Raw genomic sequence first — 16,812 nt, 5'->3', positions numbered from 1 at the left:
AAAACGGCGTGCGCTCACTTTTATGAGTCGGAATATCACCCTGATACGAGAGTGTTTACCCGCCTGATGGCGGGTAAACCAGATGGACGGAATAAGTCAGCAGACGGTTAGCGTTTTTTACCCATTGCCGCTGCCAGCGCATCCATCATCGCGCTGTTACCGGCTGGCTGGGCTTCGCGTGCGCGTGGTTTCGCCTGCGGACGGCTGTTTTGCTCACGCGCGCCGCCGCCGCGACGGGCGTTGGTTTCACCTGGCTGCTCGTCCAGGCGCATGGTGAGGGCGATGCGCTTACGCGGCAGATCCACCTCCAGCACTTTCACCTTCACGATATCGCCCGCTTTCACCACGGTGTGCGGATCTTCAACGAACTTATTCGCCAGCGAGGAAATATGAACCAGCCCGTCCTGGTGAACGCCGATGTCCACGAACGCACCAAAGTTAGTGACGTTAGTGACCGCGCCTTCAAGGATCATTCCCGGCAGCAGGTCGTTCATGGTTTCCACGCCGTCGGCAAACGTTGCGGTTTTGAATTCAGGACGCGGATCGCGGCCCGGCTTTTCCAGCTCTTTGATGATGTCGGTCACCGTCGGCACCCCGAAGCGCTCGTCGGTAAAATCGGACGCTTTCAGGTTACGCAGTTCGCTGCCGTTGCCCATCAGATCGCGCAGGGACTGCTCGGTTGCCGCCAGAATTCGTTCAACAATCGGATAGGCTTCCGGGTGAACGGTAGAGGCATCGAGCGGGTTATCACCGTGATTGATACGCAGAAAGCCCGCGCACTGTTCAAAAGCTTTCGGCCCCAGACGGCTCACTTTCAGCAACTGCTGGCGATTGTGGAACTGGCCGTTTTCATCACGCCAGGCGACGATATTCTGCGCCATCATGCGGGTCAGACCGGCTACGCGCGCCAGCAGCGGCACGGAGGCGGTGTTGAGATCCACACCGACGGCGTTCACACAGTCTTCCACGACCGCGTCGAGCTTGCGGGCAAGCTGGCTCTGGCTCACGTCATGCTGATACTGGCCCACGCCAATCGATTTCGGATCGATTTTCACCAGCTCTGCCAGCGGGTCTTGCAGGCGACGGGCGATAGACACCGCGCCGCGAATCGACACATCCAGATCCGGGAATTCCAGCGCCGCCAGTTCTGACGCCGAGTACACGGATGCGCCCGCCTCGCTGACGATGACTTTCTGCGCCGTCACTTTCGGGAACTGCTTCTGTACGTCGAGGAAGAAACGCTCGGTTTCGCGTGAGGCCGTACCGTTGCCAATCGCCACCAGTTCGACGTTGTGCTTTTCGCACAGCGCCGCCACCGCGACCGCGGCTTTCGCCGCCTGACCGGTATGCGGATAAATGGTATCGGTCGCCACCAGTTTGCCGGTGCCGTCAACCACGGCCACTTTTACCCCGGTGCGCAGGCCCGGATCGAGGCCCATCGTGGCACGCAGGCCAGCCGGAGCGGCCATCAGCAGATCGTGCAGGTTACGCGCGAAAACGTTAATCGCCTCGTCTTCTGCCCGCTCGCGCACCGTGCCCATCAGTTCGGTTTCCAGATGCATCAGCACCTTGATGCGCCAGGTCCAGCTCACTACCGCGCGACGCCAGCTATCCGCCGGTGCGTTGTTCAGGCGCAGACCGAGATGGTCGATAATGATGTGTTCGCAGTGGCTCTCTTTCGGCGGCTCGTCAAACTGCGGATCGGCATTGAGGGCCAGTTGCAGTACGCCTTCGTTGCGCCCGCGAAACATCGCCAGCGCGCGGTGAGAGGGGACGGAAGAGACAGGTTCATGATGATCGAAGTAATCGCGGAATTTCGCGCCTTCATCTTCTTTGCCCGCGACAACGGTGGCGACCAGATGCGCGTTTTTCCACAGATAGTCACGCACTTTTGCCAGCAGCGCAGCGTCTTCGGCAAAACGTTCCATCAGGATATAGCGCGCGCCGTCCAGGGCGGCTTTGCTGTCCGCCACGCCTTTATCGGCGTCAATGTATTTCGCGGCTTCGGTTTCCGGGTCGTGAGACGGTTCGCGCCATAACAGGTCCGCCAGCGGCTCCAGCCCGGCTTCAATGGCAATCTGACCGCGCGTGCGGCGCTTTTGCTTATACGGAAGATAGAGATCTTCCAGTTCTGTTTTGCTGAGCGTGCCGTTAATGGCGCGGGTCAGTTCGTCGGTCAGTTTGCCCTGATCGCCGATGGATTTGAGAATGGCCTGACGGCGTTCTTCCAGTTCGCGCAGATAGCCGAGACGCGTTTCCAGCAGGCGTAACTGCGTGTCGTCCAGCCCGCCGGTGACTTCCTTACGATAACGTGCAATAAACGGCACGGTATTCCCTTCATCAAGCAGGCGAACGGCAGACTCTACCTGTTCGGCTCTGGCCTGAAGTTCACCCGCAATAATGCGGCAGAGCGAATCATTCAACATGGCTAGTATCATCTTGAGGTCAAAAATCAGCGGATAGTTATACGGACTGGCAGGCAAAAATGCCAGCCGCAGACGGCGGCTTCGGACTGTTCCGGCGCTATTTTACATACTCGATTTCGTTAACGTACCAGTTCATCTCTCCGCCGGGTGCCTGCACCACCGCCAGATCGCCGACCTCTTTTTTTAGCAGCGCCCGCGCCATTGGCGAATCAATGGAGATGTAATCCTTACGGCCAAAAATTTCGTCGTAGCCCACGATGCGAAAACGCTTCACCTCGCCGTCATCGTTTTCCACTTCCACCCACGCGCCGAAAAAGACTTTGCCTTCCTGCTGCGGCGAGTAATCGACGATTTTGAGATTTTCCAGACATTTGGTGAGGTAGCGCACGCGTCGGTCTATCTCACGCAGCCGCTTTTTGTTGTACTGATAATCGGCGTTTTCACTGCGATCGCCGAGGCTCGCCGCCCAGGTCACTTTTTTGGTGACTTCCGGGCGCTCTTCACGCCAGAGATAATCCATCTCTTTTTTTAGCTTTTCATACCCTTCACGCGTAATTAGCGGCGTTTTCATCTGGCTTTACCTTCTTTTTCCGATCCTGCGCACAATACGTCACGCGCGAGCCTGCCGACAGAACAAATAATGTGGCGTATGCTTATGTGTATACTTAAGCTGCTGTTAAATATGCTTTGTAACAATTTAGCCTGAAATTTATACCAGATTTTGCTGGTGGCAAACGTGTCCTTTTTTAAGAATACGCTATCACGAGTTTTGCGAACCTTTGGGAGTTAAAACCATGCAAGAGAATTATAAGATCCTGGTTGTAGATGACGATATGCGTCTGCGGGCGCTGCTGGAACGTTATCTGACCGAGCAGGGTTTCCAGGTTCGAAGCGTCGCCAACGCCGAGCAGATGGACCGCCTGTTAACCCGCGAATCATTTCACCTGATGGTGCTGGATCTCATGCTGCCGGGGGAAGACGGTCTTTCTATCTGCCGCCGCCTGCGCAGTCAGAGTAACCCGATGCCGATCATTATGGTCACGGCGAAAGGGGAAGAGGTGGATCGCATCGTTGGGTTAGAAATCGGCGCTGATGATTACATCCCGAAACCGTTTAACCCGCGTGAACTGTTAGCGCGTATTCGCGCGGTGCTGCGCCGTCAGGCCAACGAACTGCCGGGCGCGCCGTCGCAGGAAGAAGCGGTTATTGCCTTCGGTAAATTTAAGCTCAATCTCGGCACCCGCGAGATGTTCCGCGAAGACGAACCGATGCCGTTAACCAGCGGCGAGTTCGCGGTACTGAAAGCGCTGGTCAGCCACCCGCGCGAGCCGCTGTCGCGCGACAAGCTTATGAACCTCGCCCGTGGCCGTGAATATTCGGCGATGGAGCGTTCGATTGACGTGCAAATCTCCCGCCTGCGCCGCATGGTGGAAGAAGATCCGGCGCATCCGCGCTACATCCAGACCGTCTGGGGTCTGGGTTACGTTTTCGTGCCGGACGGTTCTAAAGCATGAGGCGAATGCGCCTTTCGCCACGAAGTTCTTTTGCCCGCACGCTGTTACTGATCGTCACCCTGCTGTTTGTCAGCCTGGTGACGACGTATCTGGTGGTGCTGAACTTCGCCATTTTGCCGAGCCTTCAGCAGTTTAATAAGGTGCTGGCGTACGAAGTCCGTATGCTGATGACCGATAAACTGCAACTGGAGGACGGTACGCAACTGGTGGTTCCCCCGGCGTTTCGCCGCGAGATCTACCGCGAGCTGGGCATCTCCCTCTATTCTGACGAAGCGGCGGAAGATGCAGGTCTGCGTTGGGCGCAGCATTACGAATTCTTAAGTCAGCAGATGGCGCAGCAGTTGGGCGGCCCGACGGAAGTGCGCGTCGAGGTCAACAAAAGCTCGCCGGTGGTCTGGCTGAAAACCTGGCTATCACCCAACATCTGGGTCCGCGTTCCGCTGACCGAAATCCATCAGGGCGATTTCTCCCCGTTGTTCCGCTACACGCTGGCGATTATGCTGCTGGCGATTGGCGGCGCGTGGCTGTTTATCCGAATACAGAACCGACCGCTGGTCGATCTCGAACACGCCGCGTTGCAGGTTGGGAAAGGGATTATTCCGCCGCCGCTGCGCGAATACGGCGCGTCGGAGGTGCGCTCCGTTACCCGCGCCTTCAACCATATGGCGGCGGGCGTGAAGCAGCTTGCCGACGACCGTACCCTGCTGATGGCGGGGGTCAGCCACGATTTACGCACCCCGTTGACCCGCATCCGTCTGGCGACCGAAATGATGGGCGAGCAGGACGGCTATCTTGCCGAGTCGATCAACAAAGATATCGAAGAGTGCAACGCCATCATCGAGCAGTTTATCGACTACCTGCGCACCGGGCAGGAAATGCCGCTGGAGCTGGCGGATCTCAACGGCGTGCTGGGCGAAGTGGTGGCAGCCGAAAGCGGCTACGAGCGTGAAATTGATACCGATCTCCAGCCGGGCGAGATCGAAGTACGGATGCATCCGCTGTCGATCAAGCGTGCGGTCGCCAATATGGTGGTCAACGCCGCCCGCTACGGCAACGGCTGGATCAAAGTCAGCAGCGGCAGCGAAGCCAACCGCGCCTGGTTCCAGGTCGAAGACGACGGCCCCGGTATTAAACCGGAACAGCGCAAGCACCTGTTCCAGCCGTTCGTGCGCGGCGACAGCGCCCGCAGCACCAGCGGAACGGGGTTAGGGCTGGCGATTGTGCAGCGCATTATTGATAACCATAACGGGATGCTGGAAATCGGCACCAGCGAGCGCGGTGGCCTGTCGATCCGTGCCTGGCTCCCGGTGCCGGTCGTGCGCTCAGGCGGCGTGGTGAAAGACGTTTAATCTGTCCGGGTTGATGAGTCGGGCAGGTAAACAGACGTCATATCTGTTGCTGAAAAAGTACGTTCCCCCCATAAAACAAAACCCTCTTCCGCCAGGAAGAGGGTTGATTTCAAACGACGACCTGATTACAGCTTCGGACCGGCGCTGACCAGCGCTTCGCCCGCTGGCGTATCGGTATATTTCTCGAAATTACTGATAAACAGTTTCGCCAGCGCTTCGGCTTTTTCCTGCCACTGCTCAACGGACCCATAGGTATTACGCGGATCGAGGATCTTCGTATCGACACCCGGCAGGCTGGTCGGCACCGCCAGATCGAAAATGGGCAGGGTGAAGGTTTCGGCATCGTCCAGCGAACCATTGAGGATGGCGTCGATGATCGCGCGGGTATCCTTAATGGAAATACGCTTGCCGGTCCCGTTCCAGCCGGTGTTAACCAGATAAGCCTGCGCGCCCGCAGCCTGCATCCGTTTCACCAGCACTTCGGAATACTGCGTCGGGTGCAGCGACAGGAATGCTGCGCCGAAGCAGGCGGAGAAGGTCGGGGTCGGTTCGGTGATCCCGCGCTCCGTCCCGGCGAGCTTGGCGGTGAAGCCGGACAGGAAATGGTACTGGGTCTGGTTAGCCGTCAGGCGCGAAACCGGCGGCAGAACGCCAAACGCGTCGGCGGTCAGGAAGATCACTTTAGTTGCGTGACCCGCTTTAGACACTGGCTTGACGATGTTTTCAATATGATAAATCGGGTAGGAAACGCGGGTATTCTCGGTTTTCGAACCGTCATCATAGTCGATGGAACCGTCGTCACGCACGGTGACGTTTTCCAGCAGCGCATCGCGGCGAATGGCGTGATAAATATCTGGCTCGGCTTCTTCGGAGAGCTTGATGGTTTTGGCGTAGCAGCCGCCCTCGAAGTTAAATACGCCGTCGTCGTCCCAGCCGTGCTCGTCATCGCCGATTAAGCGGCGTTTTGGATCGGTGGACAGCGTGGTTTTGCCGGTGCCGGAAAGACCGAAGAACACTGCCACATCGCCTTCTGCGCCGACGTTCGCCGAGCAGTGCATGGAGGCAATTCCTTTCAGCGGCAGCAGGTAGTTCATCATTGAGAACATACCTTTTTTCATTTCGCCGCCGTACCAGGTGCCGCCAATTAACTGGATGCGTTCAGTCAGGTTAAACGCGACAAAGTTCTCCGAGTTCAGCCCCTGTTCTTTCCACTGCGGGTTGGTGCATTTTGCGCCGTTCATCACGATAAAGTCCGGCGTAAAATCGGCCAGATCGTCATCGGAAGGACGAATAAACATGTTTTTTACGAAGTGCGCCTGCCAGGCCACTTCAGTGATAAAGCGCACCGACAGGCGGGTGTCCGCGTTGGCACCGCAGAAGGCGTCAACGATGAACAGGCGCTTACCAGAGAGTTGACGGGTGACGAGTCCCTTCAGATGTTGCCAGGTTTCCGGTGAGAGCGGCTTGTTGTCGTTCTTACCTTTACCTTTATCGGACCACCACACGGTATCGCGGGTGGTGTCATCACGCACAATATACTTATCTTTCGGCGAACGTCCGGTGAAAATCCCGGTGTCGACGGCGATAGCACCAGAATCCGTTAACACCCCGCGCTCGTATCCTTCCAGATTCGGACTAAGCTCTTCCTGATACAGCGTATCGTAGTCGGGGTTATAAACGATCTCCTGAACGTCGTTGATACCATAAGCCTTGAGATCCTGCGGGGTTAATTCTTTAACGCGCATTTCACTACTCCTTAGCTAATATGTACTGCCTCGAATTGTAGGGTTGTTCCGGGTCGATTAACCGCGACGGGCTTCATAGATTTGCGTATCCGAAGAAAACTAAATATCGGTAAAATACTGGCTCTCCTGACACAAACGGGACGATTATGGTAATAAATAACATTTTTATGCGGAATGTGTTTCAGAAAGCTGAAATGGCAGAGGATATATCGGGTATTTTGTGAGTGTAATCGCATTCACGTAAGTAAATTACGTAAGAGTTTCAGGATTTTTTAATTCATTCACGGAAAGGATAATGGACAACATCAACACGCTTTCTCGTACCACGCGCTTCGGCATGATCGGCGCGGGCGTTCTTCAGGGCGCACTTTGCTATTTTTTGCTGCGCATGAGTGAGGCGCAGGGACTGGAGAACCAGAGCCTTATTTTTCTGTATGGCATGATGGGCACCCTTGCGCTCTCCGGCACGTTGCTGTTTGCGGTGGAGAACTTCCGCCAGCGTGCGCTGTGGGTCGGCGTGGCGCTGGTCATGATCGTGGTCTGCGCGATGGGCGCATGGCTGAGGTGGAACCTGCAATCGGAAACCGTCTGGCAACGCGGTGACACGCTCGCGATGTACGGCTTTTTGCTGGTGATCATGGCGCTGCTGTTCCTGCCGTGGTTTCAGGCGCGGTTGCAAACCGGACGTTTTAACGCGGGCTACGCTTTATTTTGTCAGCATTTCTGGCAAAACGGGCTGACGGTGCTGCTGCTCGCGATTGCCCTCGGCCTGTTCTGGCTGGTGCTTTATTTATGGTCATCGCTGTTTGAAATGCTCAGTCTGAAGATCTTTCACCAGCTTTTCTTCGAAACCTGCTGGTTTTTCTGTCTGTCGACCGGGCTGATATGCGCGCTGGTGGTGATCCGCGCACGTGGGCAGGCGCGGCTGATGCTGGCGGTGCAGAATCTGCTCAGAATGCTGGCCGTTGGCCTGCTGCCGTTAACCGCGCTGGTCGTCCTGCTGTTCACCGTAACGCTGCCTTTTGTCGGGCTGAAAACGCTTTCCGGGCAGGTTTCGGCGGCGGGACTGCTGAACACCCTGACGTTTATGCTGCTGGTGTTGACTGCGATGGTGTGGATGCCGGATAAACCGGTGCTGCCGTTGCCTGCGCCGCTGCGCTGGCTGGTACGGACTTCGCTGGTCCTGCTGCCTGTGTTGACCCTGCTGGCCGCGTGGGCCGTATGGGCGCGGGTTGCACAGTATGGCTGGACGCAGGAGCGTTTGTTCGCAGCCGTGACCACCGGCGTGGCGATTGCCTGGTCGATTGGCTATGCCATCAGCGCATCACCGCGTCAGCGGCAGCCGCTCGCCGTGCAGGGCATCGTGAATCAGAGCGTAACGCTGTTGATGCTGGTACTGCTAATCCTGCTGCATTCACCGGTGCTCGACCGCTATCGGATCAGCGTGAACAGCCAGATGGCGCGCTATCATAGCGGACAGACATCGGCAAAAGATCTCACGCTTTACGAGCTGCAAGAAGGAGGCCGCCGGGGTTTTGATGCGCTGCGCAGCCTGCGAAAAGACATGACGTTCATCAGCGACCCCGAACGCCGACGCTGGCTGGACATAGCGTTGGACAACAACCGACCGACAACTCTCCAGCCGCTTACGGAGCACGTTTTGCGGCGCAATATTACGCTGGCGACGCGCTTCGGGGAGCCTGACAACGCGCTGTGGGCTTTTCTCATCCGCCAGAACGATCTTGTGCAGACCTGCGGCCGCGAGGCAAAAAATTGTCTGCTGATGGCGCAGGATTTAAACAGTGACGGCGTAGCGGAATGGCTGCTGTTTGATTTTGATCGCGGTAGCTTAACTGTCCTGAAACGAGGTGATAAGGGCTGGGACAGGGCGGGATACGGTATGTCGCTGCCGGAAAAAATGGACCAGGCCAGGGTACTGGAGGCGTTTAAACAGGGGAAAGTGGGCACGGTGCCGAAAAAATGGCAGGATGTCAGCATTAACGGCGAGCGGATAGATCTCGATTATTACGCTAACTAATGAGAAGGGGCATCGCTGCCCCTTTCTTTATTAATGCACCTGCGGATCGGCAGGCGAAGCGTTATTGCGGATTTCCGCGATATCCATCGCGTCGAAAATGTAGTGATTGCCGCAGTAATCACAGTTCATATCGATTTCGCCGTCTTCCGCCAGAATGCTGTCCAGCTCTTCATCCGGCAGCGTTTTCAGCGCGCCCGCGCAGCGCTCGCGTGAACAGGTGCATTTGAATTCCACCGCCTGCGGCTCATAAAGCGTCACTTCTTCTTCATGATACAGACGCCACAGCACGTCGTTCGCGGGCAGGGTGAACAGCTCATCGGCTTTGATGGTTTCGGTCAGGGTAGCCAGATGATCGAAATCGTCTTTCTGCGCGTCCTGGGCAGGCAGCACCTGGAGCAGCATCCCGCCAGCCGCCGCTTTACCGTCCGCTTCACCGGTACGAATGAACAACCGCGTCGGCAGCTGTTCGGAACGCATGAAATAATCTTCCAGGCATTCTGCCAGCGTATCGCCTTCCAGCCCGACCACGCCCTGATAGCGCTCGCCTTCGTCCGGGGTGATTGTGATCACCAGATAGCCATTGCCGACCAGCGTTTTCAGATCGGCGTTTTCCGGCACTTCAGCCTGCACACGCGCCACGCCGCGCAACTGCTGACGGTTGTTACCGTTAATCACTGCCAGATTCATCGGGCCATCGCCCTGAAGCTGTACGGTAATATCACCGTCAAATTTCAGCGTCGCCGTCAGCAGGCTGGTGGCGACCAGCAGCTCGGCAAGAACGGTCTGCACCGGCAGCGGGTAGCTGTGATTGGCAAGGATCTCTTGCAGGCTTTCCGACACGGTAACCAGTTCGCCGCGCACGGCATAATTTTCAAACAGGTAACGGTGCAGTTGATCGTGTTGAGTCATAGTGGTCTCTCTCGCGGGCGAAACTAATCGTTTTCGCCGTGTTTAAATCTCATCAGGTCGCGGCGTTCTTTTTTATCCGGTCGCCTGTCGGGGTGCGGCATGGTCAGGGCATTCATCTTGCGGGCCAGCGCGATTTTCTCCCGCTTCTCCACGCTTTGCAGGGTTTCTTCATAGAGCGCCACCGCTTCCGTCGCCGGGCGACGCTGCTCGGTGATCGATTTTATAATCACCGTGCGCTCGTCGTTGCCCTGGCGCAGCGTCAGGGTGGCATTCAGCTCGACGATTTTACTCGGCTTGCTGCGCTGCCCGTTATAGTGAACTTTACCGCCTTCAATCATTTCGCGGGCCAGCGAGCGGGTTTTATAAAAGCGCGCGGCCCACAGCCATTTGTCCAGCCTGACATCGTCAGAGGGTTTTTCTTTCATGGCACCTCCTTCACGGTGAGTGAGGGGATCAGACGCCGGTAGTCGTTCAGCGCCGGATGGCGCAGATAGCATTTATCCGCCAGACCGGAGTCGGGGTTAGTCACGCCGAGGCAGTAACGAATACCAAACTGTGCCGCAGCATCCAGAATCGCCTCGCTGTCATCAATAAAAAGCGTTCTCGCAGGATCAAGACCGGTTTCCTGCCTTACCGCCTGCCAGAGTCGCTGATCCTCTTTCGGATAACCAAATGTGTGGGTGGAAAGTAATAAATCAAGGTGCGCGGCCAGCCCGGTATGTTCTGACTTGACCGCCAGATTGTGCGGATGCGCATTGGTGAGCAAAATACGCTTTTTGCCGCAGGCTTTCAGCGCCTCCAGGAACGGCATCGTATCCTGACGCAGCACCGCACGCGAACCCTGCGCGGTGGTCATGGCGCAGATATCCAGCCCCAGACGTTCGCTCCAGTAATCCAGACAGTACCAGTTTAGCGTATGCTGCACCGCGCTGTACTCCTGGCGGATCAGTTCCTGGGCTTCCTGCGAGGTGACACCGCGCGCCGCGCCGTAAGTTTCCGGGACCAGCTGCTGCCAGAAATAGTTGTCAAAGGCGAGGTCGAGCAGGGTGCCGTCCATATCCAGCAGGACAGTGTCGACCTCCTGCCAGTCGATAGCCAAATGCATGATGACTCTCCAGCCAGAAGAAAGGCGACAGCGTACCACAACTGCCGCCGTTCAGAATCAGGAGAGCTTATCCGGGGAGGGGATCAAAACCGGATTCAGACAGCTTTCATAATATTTGTGAATTTTTGCCAGCCGGATGCGGTGCCGCTGGTAGCGGCGGATCGCCTGCACGCCGTTATAAAGTGCGCAAACAATCATCGCTATCATCAGCAGCGTGGTGCCAATATAACGCCAGAGCGCCGCGCGATCCGGGATGCGGTGCAGGCTGATATGCTGAGTGCCGTTAGCATCGGTAAACATTTTGGTCACGATCCCTTCTGCGCTAAACGGCGTGTGCATCAGCATTTCCGCCAGCCGCTGGAATTCGCCCCATTGTTCATGCGCCGGATAATCGTACAGCGCCACCGGCGGATAAGGCTGATTGACTAAATCGCTGCCTTCATCGCTGGAGATAAGAAAACCGCCGGGAGCCGGGCTGTTGAGCGCCTGCGCCGCGCGGGACGTTTCACGGGTCACGAACGGCGCGGCGGTCGTGGTGACCATATTTTCCAGTGACTCCGCGCTTACCGGACGCAGCAAAACGTTAACGCCGTCCAGCCTGCCCGCGCTGGCACGCTTAGTAAGCGCGTCCCAGTCTTTGGTATTGCCGAGATTAACCAGCGCATTTTTCAGACGCACGCACCCATCCGGCGCACCGCAAAGCTGCTGGGTTTTCAGCACGATATCGGCAAAATCATCCAGCAACACCATCCCTGATTTCTGGATCGCCGAGCGCAGCGCCGGGCTGACGCGGGTGATTTCTTCCGGGCCAGGGTGCAACTGCCGGTTAATGGCCTGCATCAGCGCCGTGGCGTTATTGACGGTTTCCGACTCCGGCAACGGCAGCGGCGGCGCGTCGTTCCAGACAATTTGCGAACAGTCGAAAGGGGTAAATGGCGAACTGGAACGGCTGTTCCAGCCAGCGGGCGTGCGGATACTACACATCCCGCTCCCCTGGAGGTGCAGCGTATCGCCGGTGCGCACGCCTTTCTCCTCAAGCTGCTTGACGCTGGTGGCCTCCACCGTTTGCGCGCCTTTCAGCCAGGAAAGGGTAAATTTAAACGGCATTTCTAATGGCACGCTGATGTACAGCATCAGCGCAACCAGCAGCGCGCCAGCGGCAATCACCGAACTGCGCAGCCAGTGCTGAAGCGGATAATATTTGACTTCATCATGCAGCGACAAAAAACGTCCCTGGCGCACGACGTGACGGTCAAGATAGATATCAATATTGGTTTGCTGGCCCAGATCCTGGGTGATCCACGGCTGCCAGTGACGCGGGTAAATCAGATCGATAATGCCCAGCGAAATATTGTTGATCTGCTCCTGATTATTCTCCCCGAACAATCCCCAGCGCTTGGGCGTACCGCGCAGGCAGTGAATTTCGCGCAGCATACTTTTCATCGGCGGGGCATACAGTCCCCACAGCCCGGCGGCCATCAGCAGAATTGCCGCGCCGGTCAGCCACGGCAAAAAAACGTCCGGTGAAATCAGGCAGAAAAACATCACCAGGAAAGAGGCGACGATAAAAATAGCTTCGCGCAGGCCGTCGGGGTGACTGAGCGCATATTCTTCCCGCGTTTGCTGGCGAATATTCAGCAGTTCAATCTGTTCGCTTTCTTCACCGCGAATAGACGTTTCCGTGGAGGCCGGGCGCTCCAGCGCGTAGCCGTGCGCCTCCTGAATATACTCATTTAAAGTATGGCCATTGAGCGCAATAACCAGCGGCAGGGAGCTGGTATAAATCAGCTCCACGCTGTTTTCGTCATTAATATACTGCTCCCAGAACGGGGGCAGATGAACTTCCACGGAGTCGAGAAAATAGCGCCATTTATTAGGATCGTCGGCGCTGATACCGTAGCGCGTAATGGAGCGCGTCAGCATCATCACGGTCTGGCTTTGCGCATTAAGACTCAGCGAGACGGGAGGAGCACTGGCACCGGAAACGGGCATCTGCTGGATGCGGCTTAAGCTGGCAAGATAGTTTTCGACGGCGCTCTGTTCTTCTGCGGTCAGCTTGCGCGTGCTGGCGCTGGCAAAAGTATGCAGCCAGGGCAGGTGATGCCGATGCAATTTATGTCTGAAAAACCATCCTGCAAGCAGCACGCAGGCCAGCACAGCAGCAAAAAAAATTAAAAAGGTGCTCATGCTTTTCCTATCTTACTTTTCTTACAGGTCTTATGGAGGGTTACGTAAGTCAGTGGCAGCACGCCTGACGCAGAGCGCAAGAATTAACCCGTTATTCCGCAACGCGCGATGGTAGCAAAGCCATTTCCGGGCGAATATCAGCAAATTCTCAATTGCATTTCAACCTCTTGACTTTTGTGGTCAAAACAGGATTGGCCAAAGACGTTACGAAAATGTAAAGAAATAGCAATTTGAATTGCCGAAACCGTGCGGCATGTCGCACAATAACGCCTGTCACCCCAGTAAAGACTTGCACAATGAGTAAACCATTACAAAAACCAGCCATTCTCAGCGTCGAAACCGTTGCCCGCTCGCGCCTTTTTAACGTCGAAAGCGTGAATCTTGAATTCAGCAACGGCGAGCGTCGGGTGTACGAAAGAATGCGTCCCTCCACGCGAGAGGCGGTAATGATTGTGCCAATCGTCGACGATCATCTGATCCTGATTTATGAATACGCGGTGGGGACAGAATCCTACGAACTGGGCTTTTCGAAAGGGCTTATCGATCCGGGTGAAACCGTTTTTGAGGCGGGTAATCGCGAGCTGAAAGAAGAAGTGGGCTTTGGCGCAAATAATCTCACCTTTCTGAAAAAGCTCAGCATGGCCCCGTCCTATTTCTCCAGCAAAATGAATATCCTGGTGGCAGAAGATTTATACCCGGAATCGCTGCCCGGCGACGAGCCGGAACCGCTGCCGCAGGTTCGCTGGCCGCTGGCGCATTTGATGGATCTGCTGGAAGAGCCGGACTTTAACGAAGCGCGCAACGTCAGCGCGCTGTTTTTAGTCCGCGAATGGCTGAAGGGGCAGGGGCGGCTGTAATTGCGCCGGTGTTTCCTGCGCATAAAAAAACGCCCGGCTGATATCGCCGGGCGTTTTCTTTAGAACAGTTCGTGGGTTTCGCCGTTATCAATAAGCGTCGTCCCCACTTCGTGCACCGCCTGTTGTGTCGGCTGGGTGCCTTCAATGAAGTACTCCGCGCGGCTGTTGCCGCCGTTGGCGAGCTGCCCGCTATTGCGGTCGATATTGACCGTCACCACGCCGGGCGGCGGGGTCAGCGGCTCTTCCGGCACGCCGTCGAGGATCACCTTCATAAAGGCATCCCAGGCAGGCTGGGCGCTTTTCGCGCCGCCTTCGTAACCGGAAATCTGATCTTTAATCGCCCCGGACGCGGTGGAACGCCCCAAATCGCGGCGATGATCGTCAAAGCCAATCCACACCGACGTCACCGCCCCCGGACCATAGCCGGAGAACCACGCATCTTTTGAACTGTTGGTGGTGCCGGTTTTGCCGCCGATATCATGGCGCTGTAAATCGCGCCCGGCACGCCAGCCCGTACCCTGCCAGCCCGGTTCGCCGAAGACGTTGCTGTTCAGCGCGCTTTTCATCAAAAATGCCAGCGGCGTATTGATGACGTGCGGGGCATATTCCGGCGCGCCAGTGCGGGCCACCAGATCCTGGTTTGCCTGTTCCAGCTGCGGCATCGGCACCGCCAGATTTTTTTGCTCCAGCGATGTGGCGACGTCTTCAACGTCTTTGTTTTCCAGCACGTTGGATTTCTGCGTTTCCCCATAAATCACCGGTAAATCGCATTCGGCGCAGGCCACTTTCGGCCGGGCGGTGAAAACCACGCCGCCCTGATCGTTCTCGATTTTACTGATGAAGTAAGGGTCAACCAGAAAGCCGCCGTTAGCCATCACCGCGTAGCCGCGCGCCACCTGCATCGGGGTAAAGGAGGCGGAGCCGAGCGCCAGCGATTCCGTATGCACGATATTTTGCGCCGGGAAGCCGAAGCGCTGGAGATACTCCGCCGCGTAATCGACGCCCATCGCACGCATCGCGCGTACCATCACCACGTTCTTCGACTGGCCCAGCCCCTGACGCAGGCGAATCGGACCGGCATATTCTGCCGGAGAGTTCTTCGGACGCCAGTCGGAACCGGCACCGGCATCCCAGCGGGAGATGGGCACGTCGTTCAGAATACTCGCCAGGGTCAGACCTTTGTCCATCGCTGCCGTATAGAGGAAGGGCTTAATGTTCGAGCCAACCTGACGCAGCGCCTGCGTCGCACGGTTAAATTTACTCTGGTTAAAATCAAAACCGCCGACCAGTGCCAGCACCGCGCCGTCGTGCGGGTTGATCGACACCAGCGCGGAGTTAACGTCAGGAACCTGTCCCAGCCACCAGCCGTCGTTTACCTTACGCACCCATATCTGCTGGCCGGTTTGCACCGCGTCGGTCACTTTGACCGGGGTGCGCCCCTGCTGGGTATCGGAAATCCACGGTCGCGCCCAGCGAACGCCTTCCAGACGCAGCGCAACGGAAGTGCCGTCAGCCAGCATCGCGGTCGCTTCCTGCGGCGAGGCAGAGACAATCACCGCCGGAGCCAGCGGACCGTAGGTCGGCAGCGCTTTCAGCGAATCGGTGATTTTTTGGTTGTCCCACGCCGCTTCGCCCACTTTCCACAGTACGTTGGCCGGGCCGCGATAGCCATGACGCATGTCGTAATCCATCACGTTATTGCGCACCGCATCCTGCGCGGCCTGCTGATTCTTGCGGGTGATGGTGGTGTAAACGCGGTAGCCGTCTTCATAAGCCTGCTCGCCGTAGCGAGTGACCATCTCCTGGCGCACCAGTTCGGTCAGATAAGGCGCGGAGAAAGCGATTTCCGGGGCGTGATAGTTCGCATCAATAGCCTCACTACGCGCGGCGTTGTATTGATCCTGCGAAATATAACCTTCGCTCAGCATCCGCGACAGCACCACGTTGCGGCGTGAGGTGGCGCGATCCAGCGAATAGAGCGGGTTAAAGGTGGACGGCGCTTTCGGCAGACCGGCAATCGTCGCCATCTCGCTTAAGGTGAGTTGCTCAACGGGCTTGCCGAAATAGACCTGCGCGGCGGCCCCGACGCCGTAGGCGCGATAGCCGAGATAAATTTTGTTCAGATACAGTTCAAGAATTTCATCTTTACTCAGCAACTGCTCAATGCGGATCGCCAGGAAGACTTCTTTAATTTTACGCATCAGAGTGCGTTCCGGGCTAAGGAAGAAGTTACGCGCCAGCTGCTGGGTAATGGTACTGGCCCCCTGCGAGGCGCGACCGGAAAACAGCGCGACGCTGGCGGCACGGAAAATACCGACCGGATCGACGCCGTGGTGCTCATAAAAACGGCTGTCTTCGGTGGCGATGAAGGCTTTCACCATTTCCGGCGGCATTTGCGCCAGCGTGACTGGGATACGGCGCTTTTCGCCGTACTGCGCCATCAGTTCACCGTCTGCGCTGTAGACCTGCATCGGAATTTGCAGACGAACATCGCGGAGCGTGGCGACGTCAGGCAACTGCGGCTCAACGAATTTGTAGAGGCCGTATATCGAGCCAGCTCCCAGCAGAATGCAACAAACTGCAAGGATGAATAAATACTTTACGAACTTCACCGAGGATTTCTCATTTAGTCAGGTGTGGGCAGTTTATAAACAACAGCGCGGTAGTATAAAGGCAAGCCAG

12 protein-coding genes are annotated in these 16,812 nt (G+C 56.8%); 4 read left to right on the top strand and 8 right to left on the bottom strand.

Annotated elements, in window-relative coordinates; translation table 11 throughout:
- Positions 1 to 107: 107 nt before the first annotated feature.
- Both RT197_RS18345 and greB read right to left on the bottom strand, forming a co-directional pair.
- Positions 108 to 2,426, bottom strand: coding sequence for a Tex family protein (locus RT197_RS18345; protein ID WP_312952585.1), 2,319 nt, complete (start codon positions 2,424 to 2,426; stop codon positions 108 to 110).
- A 97-nt stretch (positions 2,427 to 2,523) separates the two neighbouring features.
- Complete coding sequence (greB, locus tag RT197_RS18340) at positions 2,524 to 2,997, bottom strand: transcription elongation factor GreB (RefSeq protein ID WP_312952584.1); 474 nt, start codon at positions 2,995 to 2,997, stop codon at positions 2,524 to 2,526.
- 223 nt (positions 2,998 to 3,220) lie between these two features.
- On the opposite strand from greB, the gene ompR reads away from it, so the two are divergent.
- Positions 3,221 to 3,940, top strand: a complete 720-nt coding sequence (gene ompR, locus RT197_RS18335; protein WP_001157751.1) for a two-component system response regulator OmpR — start codon at positions 3,221 to 3,223, stop codon at positions 3,938 to 3,940.
- A complete protein-coding gene (gene envZ, locus RT197_RS18330) occupies positions 3,937 to 5,289 on the top strand; it encodes a two-component system sensor histidine kinase EnvZ (protein ID WP_312952582.1) in 1,353 nt (450 codons plus the stop codon). Before ompR ends, envZ begins: the two co-directional genes overlap by 4 nt.
- Before the next feature lie 125 nt (positions 5,290 to 5,414).
- Here the strand turns inward: envZ and pckA are convergent, their stop codons facing one another.
- Positions 5,415 to 7,034 carry a phosphoenolpyruvate carboxykinase (ATP) gene (gene pckA, locus RT197_RS18325; RefSeq protein ID WP_312952581.1) on the bottom strand — a complete coding sequence of 540 codons (1,620 nt, stop codon included), beginning with the start codon at positions 7,032 to 7,034 and terminating at the stop codon, positions 5,415 to 5,417.
- A gap of 295 nt (positions 7,035 to 7,329) precedes the next feature.
- On the opposite strand from pckA, the gene RT197_RS18320 reads away from it, so the two are divergent.
- The gene (locus RT197_RS18320; protein ID WP_312952580.1) at positions 7,330 to 9,072 is read left to right on the top strand and encodes a DUF4153 domain-containing protein; all 1,743 of its coding nucleotides are present in this window, start codon (positions 7,330 to 7,332) and stop codon (positions 9,070 to 9,072) included.
- A 30-nt stretch (positions 9,073 to 9,102) separates the two neighbouring features.
- Here the strand turns inward: RT197_RS18320 and hslO are convergent, their stop codons facing one another.
- The 4 genes from hslO to RT197_RS18300 are packed head-to-tail and all read right to left on the bottom strand — an operon-like array spanning position 9,103 to position 13,273.
- Positions 9,103 to 9,981, bottom strand: a complete 879-nt coding sequence (gene hslO, locus RT197_RS18315) for an Hsp33 family molecular chaperone HslO (RefSeq protein ID WP_312952579.1) — start codon at positions 9,979 to 9,981, stop codon at positions 9,103 to 9,105.
- Between the two features lie 23 nt (positions 9,982 to 10,004).
- Entirely contained in the window at positions 10,005 to 10,406 is a 402-nt protein-coding gene (gene hslR, locus RT197_RS18310) for a ribosome-associated heat shock protein Hsp15 (RefSeq protein WP_312952578.1), read from the bottom strand.
- The gene (yrfG, locus tag RT197_RS18305; RefSeq protein ID WP_312952577.1) at positions 10,403 to 11,086 is read right to left on the bottom strand and encodes a GMP/IMP nucleotidase; all 684 of its coding nucleotides are present in this window, start codon (positions 11,084 to 11,086) and stop codon (positions 10,403 to 10,405) included. Before yrfG ends, hslR begins: the two co-directional genes overlap by 4 nt.
- Positions 11,087 to 11,143: 57 nt before the next feature.
- Positions 11,144 to 13,273, bottom strand: coding sequence for an intracellular growth attenuator family protein (locus RT197_RS18300; protein ID WP_312952576.1), 2,130 nt, complete (start codon positions 13,271 to 13,273; stop codon positions 11,144 to 11,146).
- A gap of 296 nt (positions 13,274 to 13,569) precedes the next feature.
- On the opposite strand from RT197_RS18300, the gene nudE reads away from it, so the two are divergent.
- Complete coding sequence (nudE, locus tag RT197_RS18295) at positions 13,570 to 14,130, top strand: ADP compounds hydrolase NudE (RefSeq protein WP_312952575.1); 561 nt, start codon at positions 13,570 to 13,572, stop codon at positions 14,128 to 14,130.
- Between the two features lie 59 nt (positions 14,131 to 14,189).
- Here the strand turns inward: nudE and mrcA are convergent, their stop codons facing one another.
- The gene (gene mrcA, locus RT197_RS18290) at positions 14,190 to 16,742 is read right to left on the bottom strand and encodes a peptidoglycan glycosyltransferase/peptidoglycan DD-transpeptidase MrcA (RefSeq protein ID WP_312952574.1); all 2,553 of its coding nucleotides are present in this window, start codon (positions 16,740 to 16,742) and stop codon (positions 14,190 to 14,192) included.
- Between the last annotated feature and the right edge of the window lie 70 nt (positions 16,743 to 16,812).

It is taken from the genome of Superficieibacter sp. (assembly GCF_032071645.1).
Classification (GTDB): domain Bacteria; phylum Pseudomonadota; class Gammaproteobacteria; order Enterobacterales; family Enterobacteriaceae; genus Superficieibacter.
The sequence above is the reverse complement of the archived record's forward strand: the minus strand, read 5'-3'. Positions and strand labels throughout refer to the sequence as shown.

Coding starts and splice junctions, on each gene's coding strand:
- RT197_RS18345 (WP_312952585.1), bottom strand. CDS start 2,426: ATGTTGAATGATTCGCTCTGCCGCATTATTGCGGGTGAACTTCAGGCC.
- envZ (WP_312952582.1), top strand. CDS start 3,937: ATGAGGCGAATGCGCCTTTCGCCACGAAGTTCTTTTGCCCGCACGCTG.
- nudE (WP_312952575.1), top strand. CDS start 13,570: ATGAGTAAACCATTACAAAAACCAGCCATTCTCAGCGTCGAAACCGTT.
- greB (WP_312952584.1), bottom strand. CDS start 2,997: ATGAAAACGCCGCTAATTACGCGTGAAGGGTATGAAAAGCTAAAAAAA.
- pckA (WP_312952581.1), bottom strand. CDS start 7,034: ATGCGCGTTAAAGAATTAACCCCGCAGGATCTCAAGGCTTATGGTATC.
- RT197_RS18320 (WP_312952580.1), top strand. CDS start 7,330: ATGGACAACATCAACACGCTTTCTCGTACCACGCGCTTCGGCATGATC.
- RT197_RS18300 (WP_312952576.1), bottom strand. CDS start 13,273: ATGAGCACCTTTTTAATTTTTTTTGCTGCTGTGCTGGCCTGCGTGCTG.
- hslO (WP_312952579.1), bottom strand. CDS start 9,981: ATGACTCAACACGATCAACTGCACCGTTACCTGTTTGAAAATTATGCC.
- yrfG (WP_312952577.1), bottom strand. CDS start 11,086: ATGCATTTGGCTATCGACTGGCAGGAGGTCGACACTGTCCTGCTGGAT.
- ompR (WP_001157751.1), top strand. CDS start 3,221: ATGCAAGAGAATTATAAGATCCTGGTTGTAGATGACGATATGCGTCTG.
- hslR (WP_312952578.1), bottom strand. CDS start 10,406: ATGAAAGAAAAACCCTCTGACGATGTCAGGCTGGACAAATGGCTGTGG.